Annotated in this window: 3 protein-coding genes; 1 reads left to right on the top strand and 2 read right to left on the bottom strand. The window is 72.6% G+C overall.

The genetic code is table 11. The annotated features are described in order from the left end of the window. Nucleotides 1-784 (top strand): helix-turn-helix transcriptional regulator (locus tag VR44_RS15050; RefSeq protein WP_094191662.1); only part of this gene is annotated, 784 nt, incomplete at its 5' end. Here the strand turns inward: VR44_RS15050 and VR44_RS41960 are convergent. Then, nucleotides 709-1,512, bottom strand: coding sequence for an ASCH domain-containing protein (locus tag VR44_RS41960; protein WP_211275073.1), 804 nt, complete (start codon nt 1,510-1,512; stop codon nt 709-711). The genes VR44_RS15050 and VR44_RS41960 overlap by 76 nt on opposite strands. A gap of 42 nt (nt 1,513-1,554) precedes the next feature. Beyond that, nucleotides 1,555-4,043: ATP-binding protein (locus VR44_RS41210; RefSeq protein ID WP_157880302.1), on the bottom strand; the 2,489-nt coding region annotated here is incomplete at its 5' end.

Here is a 4,043-nt window from a genome sequence, read left to right as displayed (position 1 = left end):
GCGCAAGCTGGTCCGGGCCCTGCCCCCGCCCCTGCGGGAGCAGGCCCAGGCCGCGACCCGCGCGGGGGTCGTGGACGCCACGGACTGGTCCCGCAAGCCCGTCACCGCCGACGCCGTCCACCGCTCCGCGCTCCAGGACGCCGTCATCGACGGGATCCGGGTCCGCCTCGGATACGCGGGAATCGGCAAACCGGCCGGCGAGCGCACGGTCGACCCCCTCGGGCTCGTGACCAAGGCGGGGGTGGACTACCTCGTCGCCGGCACGGACAAGGGCCTGCGCACCTTCCGTCTCAGCCGGGTCACCTCCGTCGAGCCGACCGGCGAACCGGTGGTACGGCCCCCCGACTTCGACCTCGCCACGGCTTGGCGGGAGCTGTCCGGGGCCTTCCAGGACGGCATGCAGGCGGTGACCGCGCGTGCCCGCGTCCACCCCGACACGCTGGCCCTGCTGCACCGGCTCCTCGGTGGCCGCGTGCGCGTCGGCGGCCCACTGCCCGACGGATGGACCGAGGTGTGGGTCGACGGTCCGGCCGCGAATGTCCTGGCGGGGCAACTGGCCGGGCTGGGCTCGCGGGTCGAAGTGCTGGAGCCCCCGGAGGTACGGCTGTGGCTGGCCCGGATCGGCGCCGAACTCACGGGGACGTACGCGGAGGACCGACCGCACGCGCCCTGCGACCCGCTCGTCGCCGGCGCCCCGGGTTCAGCGGTTCAGGCGACCCCTGTCCTGTCGTCGACCTGGAAGGTGATGACGTCGACTTCGTCGGCTCCCGCAAGATCAGGGTAGTGGCCCTTGAGGACCTCCCGGAGTTCGGTTGCGGTCCTCAGACCCTCCGCTTGGGCGTCCTGGTCGGTGAGTTCGCTGACGAGGCAGCGCCTGATGTGGGTCACCTCCGCCGGCAGGACGACTTCGGGGTCACTCTCGAACACCAGCCGTGCCGGCCCGAGCCGGACCGGGTCCCGGAAGCGGGTGGTCCGGGTCTTGGCGCCGGAGCGGACGGCTTCGAGGTAGCGGGGGTTGAACCGGATGATCGGGGGACCGGCCGTCTCGGGGTCCTGGTAGAGCGACGGGTCGAGACCGTTCATGCCCTCCGGTGTCCACCGCTGCGTCAGCGGCATCAGGTCGGCGGCCAGAACGGACCTGGGCCCCGCCGGCGTGGGCACGATGACGCGCATGGTGGGGTAGTAGTCCACGAAGACCTGCCGGTCACGCCCGCACGGGCCGATGACCCCCCGCCCGTGGTTTCCCACGGCGACTATGCAGCGCATCTGGCGGGCACCCTGGGCTCGTGCGGCCCCCAGAGCCACGAGTTCGGCGCAGGGGCCGCCGGTGAAGTGGTAGAGGTTCACGCCGGCGAACATCCGGTAGTCGGCGGCCATGACCGCGGCGCCCATCGTGTGGATCCCGTCTTCGCCGGGCCCGGCGTCGGTATGCGCGTCCACGGTGCGGCGCGCCAGCTCCACGAGCTCACGCTCGTCATCGTCGAGAACTCGTGCCGATGGCGGTACGTACACGTTTGCAGCCTTTTCCTCAGTCAGTGATCGCCGAAGATCATTTCACGCGACGCGGCCGGGCTCCACGGGATTTCGGCTGCCCTGACCGGGCCCCTGGGGTCGCCCCGTCGCCAGGGCGTAGTGGAGGGCCGCCTCCGGACCGAGCGCGGCGCCTTCCTTCTGCGCCGACGCACGGTGCTCGCGGCTCGTTCCGTGGTGCAACCGCTGCTCCAGCGCCCGGAGCGAGGGGAGTTCCATTGGCGTGGGTTCTCTTCCGGTGGAGGTGCGCAGCGAATGCGCAGCAGTCAGGAGAGTCAGGGCACGCGTGGGGTCTCCGCCGTCCGCATCGATCCGTGCCGCGGTGGTGAGTGCGTCGACGGCCGGCATCCACAGCCCTTCGTCCAGGCAATGCCGAAGGGCGCGGTGCAAGTGCTCCCGGCCGGCCCGTGTCTCTCCGGTCGCATGCAGGTTGCGGGCCTGCTGGGCATGCCGGCACACGGTGGCGAAGAGGTCCTCGCTGTCCTCCGTATCGCGCAGGGCCGCGGCGGACAGCTGCACGGCCCGAGCGGGGTGGCCCGAGTAGTACGCGACTTCCGCCTGAGCCCAGCGGGTTGTGGCCAGGTCGTCGTGGGCGCCCAGGCGTACGAAGACCTCCTCCGCACGGGTCAGGTGCATGGCCGCGACGGAGGCGTCACCGGCGCCGCAGCGGGCCAACCCGACGGCGATACGGGCCCGGGCCGCCTCGAACTCGTTCCCGTACCGCAGGACTGCGGCCAGCACCTCCTCGGCGATGCCCACGGCCTCGGCGCAACGGCCCTGCAGGCAGCGGGCGACGGAGAGCTGGGCGAGTGCCTGCAACTGCGTGGCCGGATCCCCGTTCTCCCTGGCGAGGTGCGCCGCCCGGGTGAGCAGCGCGGCGGAATCAGCCAGGTCGGTGCTGTGGAGGATCAGCCCGGCTGCGAGGAGTGCGCGCGGGCGTGCGGCTGCGGGTGCGTCCTGGAGCCGTGCGAGCGCCTGACCCGCCCACTCCTTGCCCTCTCCGGGCAATCCCACCCAGAGCCACGACGTTGCTCCGACCAAGGCCATGCCCGTCTCCGCGTCGCCGTCCGGGCCCAGGGACCAGTCCAGTGCAGACCGGAGATTGGCCAGTTCCCGTCGGACCCGCTGCTTCGCCTCCCACCTCTCGTCGGCCTTGAGGCCCGTCGCCTCCTGGTCGACCCGTGCCGCCATGGCGCTGTAGTGGGCGGCGTGCCGGGCGCGGACCGTCCGTTGCTCGCCGAGGTCGCAGAGGCGCCGCGCAGCGTACTCCCGTACCGGCTGCAGCAGCCGGAACCGGCCGGTGCGCCCGGCTGACGGTTCGGATACCACCAAGGACCGTTCCACCAGGTCCCACAGGACGGTTTCCGGCACGGCGGGCGATCGCACCGTGGCGTGTCCGTCGACGGCGGTGTCACCGGCCACCGCTGTCACGGCGGACGGAGTGAACCCTCCGGCGAAGACGGACAGCCGGGCCAGGACCCTTTGCTCGTGCCCGGTCAGCAGCTGGTGGCTCCAGTCGATGGCCGCGTCCAGGGACCGGTGACGGTTCGGGGTCGAGCGCCGCCGGGCCAGTACCTCCAGTTGCCGGTCCATGCGGTCGGCCAGCTCGGCCAGGGATAGCAGGCGGAGTTGGGCGGCGACCAGCTCGAGTGCGAGGGGCAGCCCCTCGGCCATGCGGCAGATGCGGGCGACGTGCGGGGCGTCGTCGGGTGTGAGGGTGAGGCCGGGCGTCCGTGCTGCGGCCCGGTCGAGGAACATCCGCCCTGCGGCCGTGTCGCGTACGTCCTCGACCGTGTCTCCCGCAGGGACGGACAACGGTTCGACCTGGCGGACGACCTCGCCGGCGACGGCGAGCGGCTCCCTGCTGGTCGCAAGCACATGCAGTCCGCCGGAGCGGGCTGTCAGGCGGTCGGCCAGTTCGGCACATGCGTCCAGTACGTGCTCGCAGTTGTCCAGGACGAGCAAGGCCTGACGGTCTGCCAGGACGACGGCCAGCGTCTCGATCAGTGGCCGGTCGGGCCCGAGGGGAACCCCCAGTGCGGCCGCCACGGCTGATGGCACCGACTCCGGTCGGGTCACGGCGTCGAGCCCGACGGTCCAGACACCGTCCGGACCGCCCCTGTGCGCCGCGAGATCGGCCACCGCGCGGGCCAGCTGCGTCTTCCCGACACCCGGCGGGCCCACCAGAGTGACGATCCGCCGAGTGGCGACCAGTGCCGCTGTCGCCGCCACGTCCGAGTCCCGGCCGAACAGTTCGATGCGGACGGCCTTCCCCGCGGGGGGAGGGGAGGCGGACCACGATGTCTCGGCTGCGGGGAGGGCCGGGTCGAGGGTGAGGATCTGCTGCCGCAGGGCGGTCAGGGAGGGCCCCGGGTCGACGCCGAGCTCGGACACCAGGGTCCGTCGGGCCTCGTCGAAGGCGGTCAGCGCTTCGGCAGGGCGACCGGCCCGGTAGAGGCCGAACATCAGCAGTCGGTGGGCGGTCTCGCGCAGCGGGTGCGCGGCCGAGTGGG

This window comes from Streptomyces katrae (genome assembly GCF_000966975.1).
GTDB lineage: Bacteria > Actinomycetota > Actinomycetes > Streptomycetales > Streptomycetaceae > Streptomyces > Streptomyces katrae.
Note: the sequence above shows the minus strand (reverse complement) of the source record. Positions and strands in the feature narration are given on the sequence as shown.